Raw genomic sequence first — 5,332 nt, 5'->3', positions numbered from 1 at the left:
GTTTTGTTACAACTAGATAGTTTAGAAAAAATGGAACATTTTACCAACAATATGTTAGGTAAGGTATATTATCATTTAGAGGATTTTAAAAGCGCACAAGAACGTTTTAAAAATGTAATTAAAATAGATTTTGAAGATTTTAGAGCACTTACTTATTTAGGCAATATAGCTTTAAAAGAGAAAGATTATAAGACCGCTATGTTTCGTTATTTTATGGCAACTACCGTTGGTAAAGAAAAAAGAGATGATGCTTATTATGGCTTAGCAACTCTAAATTACGAGCAAAAAAAACCAGCAGTTGCAATTCGATATTTTAAAAAAGCTTTCGAAGAAAACCCTAGAAACTACAAAGCACTTTTTCAGCAAGCAAAACTATCTGATGGCTATTACAAAGACAAAAAAATAGCATACAAATTATATAAACACTACAAGAGTCGTTTTTTTGAAAAAGATAAAGAAATGACTGATTTTGTAACCAATAGAATTACAAGTATTAAAAAAGATTATTTTATGAAAGGAGAAACATTAAAATAATTTTTAAAATTAAAGTATTAATTTCGCACTTATAATAAAAACATTATAATGAAATCAATTACTTTCTTATTCTTATGTATGTTCTCTATTTTATCTTTAAATGCGCAAGATAAAAAAGTCATTGCCAAAGTTTACTTTAAAAGAACTTTAGACAGCTATAAGGCAAAAGACGTAGAAAAAACAGCAGAATATTTAGAGAAAACTGTTTTGTATGATGATGGAATTTCTAGAAAAGAAGTTGCTATTTTTGGAGCTAAATTTTACTACGACAATAAAAAATATAAAAAAGCGAAAGAATACCTAAAAGCTTATTTTAATTTAGAAAAGAATAAAAAATTAGAGGAGTATACAGAAATGTTGGTTTTGTATACAGACACCATAGATGGGCTTGAAAACACAAGCAAACCAAAAAAAGATATAAAAAAAGTTATAAAAAAAGATACTTCTACAGTTAAGCCTGTTGTAAAACCAGAGGTTAAAAAGGATTCAATAAAAGATGATGTTTTTATAGAAAAAGAGTCTTTAGAAAATTCTGAATCTGACCAAGGGATCAAAGCTGTAAATGCAGACAATACCTCAAAAAATATCATTAACGGTGGCGAACCCGAAAATGTGCCTTTTTCAATAATTGAAGTTGCGCCTATTTTTCCTGGATGTTCAGGTTCTAATAGAGAAAGGAAAGATTGTTTTAGTAAAAATGTGCAAAATCATTTTACAAGAAAATTTAATACAGATTTGGCAAATCAATTAGGACTATCTTCAGGTAGAAAAAAAGTGTTTATAACTTTTACAGTTAAAAATACTGGTTTTGTAAAGGATATAAATGTTAGAGCACCACACCCAGAAATACAAAAAGAAGTTGTTAGAGTAATGGAGCTTCTACCTAAAATGAAACCAGGAACACAAAGAGGAAAAAATGTAAATGTTAAGTATGGTTTTATATTTACTTTAATTGTAGAAGGTGATGATGAAAAAAAGGGCTAAATGTCTGTAAAATTTAGTAAATTCACGCAATAATTCAATTTATGTTTTTGCGTTCGCTTTCTTTTTTGATGATGATTATTTTTTGCACTTCGTGCGATTATTTTTCGTTTACCAATTCAAAAAATGAAAAAGTGTTAGATACAGTTATCGATTTTACTTCTGTAGATACGTATCCATCTTTTAAAATTTGCGATTCTATTATAGAAAAAGAAGCAAAATTTGCTTGTTTTAAAAATACGATTCATAAAAAAATAGGAGAGAAGCTAAACCAGCATAGTTTTAAAATACAAGATTCTATCAACGAAAAAATTTATGTAGATGTTTTAATAGATGGCAAAGGCAATTTCATGTTAGATAGTATTCATTCTTCAGAAAATATTAAAAAGCAGTTACCAAGGTTAGATAGTTTACTTACAGATATTATTGATAATTTACCTAAGGTTTTTGCTGCGAATAAAATGGGGATTCCTGTAACCACAAAATACAGTTTACCGATTCAAATTCAGTTAAAAGAGTAAATTTTTTGGAGAGATTTTTAAATTAAAATATCTAATTCAGCATTTGCCAAAGTTTGTCTTTTAATTCTTGTAAACCAGTTTGTGCAACAGAAGAAATAAATAAAGCCTCAACACCTTTTGGCAGTTCTGCTTTAATCTCTGCTTTTAACTCATCATCTAACATATCTGTTTTAGAAATCGCCAACAAACGGTCTTTGTCTAATAATTCTGGATTGTGTTTTTTCAACTCATTTAAAAGAATTTCATATTCTTTATTAATATCATCACTATCAGCAGGAATTAAAAAAAGTAAGGTAGAATTACGTTCTATATGACGTAAAAAACGATGCCCCAAACCTTTGCCTTCTGCAGCACCTTCTATAATACCAGGTATGTCTGCAATTACAAAACTCTTATAATCTCTATATTCTACTATACCTAAGTTAGGTTTTAAAGTAGTAAATGCATAATCTGCAATTTTAGGTTTTGCAGCAGTTAAAACAGATAATAAAGTAGATTTACCTGCATTTGGGAAACCAACCAAACCAACATCAGCTAATAATTTTAATTCTATTCTAAACCAACCTTCTTGTCCATCTATACCAGGTTGAGCATATCTTGGTGTTTGGTTTGTAGAAGATTTAAAATTCCAGTTACCCAAACCACCTTTTCCTCCAGGTAATAAAATAACTTCTTTTTGATCTTCTGTAATTTCGTAAAGAATTTCGTCTGTGTCTGCATCTCTTACAATCGTTCCTAAGGGAACGTCTATGTAAACATCTTCTCCATCATGACCTGTACTTCTACTTTTGCTTCCTGCTCCACCTTGTGTCGCTCTAAAATGACGTTTAAATTTTAGGTGAAATAATGTCCACATATTTTTATCTCCACGCAAAATAATGTGTCCTCCACGTCCACCATCACCACCATCAGGTCCACCTTTGGTAATGTATTTTTCTCTGTGTAAATGCGCAGAACCCTGCCCACCTTTTCCAGAAGATGCGTATATTTTTATGTAATCAACAAAATTTCCTTCAGTCATAGTTTTTGTGTAATTGTGTAATTGTTGAAACGTGTAATTGAACTCGTTGCTTAAACAATTAAACGCTTAAACAGTTACACGTTTTTACAGTTTAATAAATACCTCAGATATTCTTTGGGTAATTTCTTTAATAGAGCCTACGCCGTTAATTCCGTAATATTTTCCTTGTGCTTCAAAATAATCTTTTAAAACAGCTGTTTTTGTATTGTATTCGTTAAAACGATTTCTAATTTTACCTTCATCAGTATCATCTGTTCTACCACTCGTTTTTCCTCTTTCTAACAGACGCTCTACTAATAAATCTTCGGGTACTTCTAAAGCAATCATTCCGTTTATTTGTTCTCCTTTTTCCCCTAAAAATGCATCTAAAGCTTCTGCTTGAGATTGTGTTCTTGGAAAACCATCAAAAATAAAACCATTAGCATCTGTATTTTTTTCTACTTCTGCTTTTAACATATTTATGGTTACTTCATCTGGTACCAAATTACCATCGTCCATGTATTTTTTTGCTAATAAACCAAGTTCTGTTTGGTTTTTTATATTGAACCTAAACACATCTCCTGTAGAAATGTGTACCAAATTATACATGTCTTTTAAAAATTCTGCTTGTGTACCTTTCCCTGCTCCTGGAGGGCCAAATAATACGATGTTTTTCATTTTTGGTGGTGTTGTTAGTTGATATATTTCTGGATAATTTCTTCCTAAACCATTATAATCTAAACCATAGCCTACTACAAATTTGTCTTTTATACTAAGGCCTATATAGTCTATTGGTAATTCTTTTCTAAAAACGTCTGGTTTAAATAATAGGGTAGCAATTTTTAATTGTTTTACATTTTTATCTTTAAAAATAGCATAAATTTCTTGTAATGTATTACCAGTATCTATTACGTCCTCTAAAATGATTACAGTTCTGTTGGTCAGGTCTTCATTAATGCCTACTAATTCTCTAACATTTTCTGAACTTTTTGTTCCATCATAAGACGCTAATTTTACAAAAGAAACTTCACAATCGCCATCAAAAGCTCTTATAAAATCTGCAGCAAATAGAAAGCAACCATTTAAAATACCTACAAAAATAGGTACTTCGTTCTTTGGTAAATCTGCTTTTACTACTCTTGCTAAATATTTAACAATAGCCGAAATTTTATCCTTCTCTATGTAAGGTCTAAAATATAAATCGTGTAATTTTATAATGCTCATAAGAGTGCAAATATAAATGCTATAAATTAAATGAAAAAACCGTTTTCCATTTGCTGAATAAAATTCAGGCTTTTTATGGAAAACGGTTTTTTTATGTTGTTAAAAAACTAGTTGTTTTTTTCTTCTTTTTTAGTAGCATCAAACATAATAGGCGTTGCTACAAATAATGATGAGTAGGTACCTACAATAACACCTACTATTAAAGCAAACATAAATCCTTTAATAGAATCTCCACCAAATAAGAAAATGGCTAACATAACTAATAAAGTTGTTAAAGATGTATTGATAGTTCTACCCAATGTAGAGCTTAATGCTTTATCTACAACTTCGTTATATTTCCATTTTGTGTGTATGCCTGCAAATTCTCTAATTCTATCAAAAATAACCACGGTATCATTTAGCGAATAACCAACTACAGTTAATATGGCTGCAATAAACGATTGCCCAATTTCCATGTCAAATGGCATAAAACTGTATGTGATAGAAAATACACCCAATACAATTAATACATCATGAAATACAGCTACTACTGCACCAATAGAGAATGATATTTTTCTAAAACGTAATAAAATGTATAAGAAAACTACTAATAATGATCCAAATACTGCATACAATGCTGATGTTTTAATATCATCTGCAATGGTCGGTTCTACTTTCATATAACTCATAACACCTGCACCTTGTTTTTCGAAACCAGGTTTAAAGTTTTCATATGATGTGTTTCCTAAATAAGATTTTAAACCCGTAAATAAAGTATTTTGTACTTCTTCATCTACTTCTTGGCCTTCTTCATCAATTTTATAAACGGTTGTTATTTTTAATTGATTAGCTGTACCATAGGTTTTAACCTCTGGAGCTGTACCAAAAGCATCTTTTAAAGTTCCTGCAACTTCTGTAGCGTTCAAGTCTTGGTCAAAACGAACTACATAAGAACGACCACCTTTAAAGTCTACCCCTTGTTTTAATCCTATAGAGAAAATTGAAACAATCCCTGCAATAATAATTGCTCCAGAAATTACGTATGCAATCTTACGTTTTCTTAAGAAGGCTACATTAATATTTTGGAACCAAC

At 30.0% G+C, this 5,332-nt stretch carries 6 protein-coding genes; 3 read left to right on the top strand and 3 right to left on the bottom strand.

Annotation, left to right across the window (positions count from 1 at the left end):
* The 3 genes from ACTG3S_RS13545 to ACTG3S_RS13535 form a co-directional block, all read left to right on the top strand.
* The coding region (locus ACTG3S_RS13545; protein ID WP_439129872.1) for a tetratricopeptide repeat protein at positions 1-534 on the top strand (534 nt) is incomplete at its 5' end.
* Positions 535-582: 48 nt separating this feature from the next.
* Positions 583-1,518, top strand: coding sequence for a hypothetical protein (locus ACTG3S_RS13540; RefSeq protein WP_439129871.1), 936 nt, complete (start codon positions 583-585; stop codon positions 1,516-1,518).
* Between the two features lie 131 nt (positions 1,519-1,649).
* A complete protein-coding gene (locus ACTG3S_RS13535; RefSeq protein ID WP_439129870.1) occupies positions 1,650-2,036 on the top strand; it encodes a hypothetical protein in 387 nt (128 codons plus the stop codon).
* 31 nt (positions 2,037-2,067) lie between these two features.
* Here ACTG3S_RS13535 and obgE read toward each other — a convergent pair whose 3' ends face one another.
* From obgE to secF, 3 genes are all read right to left on the bottom strand, one after another.
* The gene (gene obgE, locus ACTG3S_RS13530) at positions 2,068-3,057 is read right to left on the bottom strand and encodes a GTPase ObgE (protein ID WP_439129869.1); all 990 of its coding nucleotides are present in this window, start codon (positions 3,055-3,057) and stop codon (positions 2,068-2,070) included.
* An 84-nt stretch (positions 3,058-3,141) separates the two neighbouring features.
* Complete coding sequence (locus ACTG3S_RS13525; RefSeq protein ID WP_439129868.1) at positions 3,142-4,260, bottom strand: adenylate kinase; 1,119 nt, start codon at positions 4,258-4,260, stop codon at positions 3,142-3,144.
* Between the two features lie 107 nt (positions 4,261-4,367).
* The coding region (secF, locus tag ACTG3S_RS13520; protein WP_439129867.1) for a protein translocase subunit SecF at positions 4,368-5,332 on the bottom strand (965 nt) is incomplete at its 5' end.

The organism is Polaribacter sp. (genome assembly GCF_965656025.1).
Taxonomy (GTDB): domain Bacteria; phylum Bacteroidota; class Bacteroidia; order Flavobacteriales; family Flavobacteriaceae; genus Polaribacter.
This window is presented reverse-complemented; position numbering and strand designations above follow the sequence as displayed.

Excerpts from the sequence above, each read along its gene's own strand:
- obgE (WP_439129869.1), bottom strand. The coding sequence starts at position 3,057 with ATGACTGAAGGAAATTTTGTTGATTACATAAAAATATACGCATCTTCT.
- ACTG3S_RS13525 (WP_439129868.1), bottom strand. The coding sequence starts at position 4,260 with ATGAGCATTATAAAATTACACGATTTATATTTTAGACCTTACATAGAG.
- ACTG3S_RS13540 (WP_439129871.1), top strand. The coding sequence starts at position 583 with ATGAAATCAATTACTTTCTTATTCTTATGTATGTTCTCTATTTTATCT.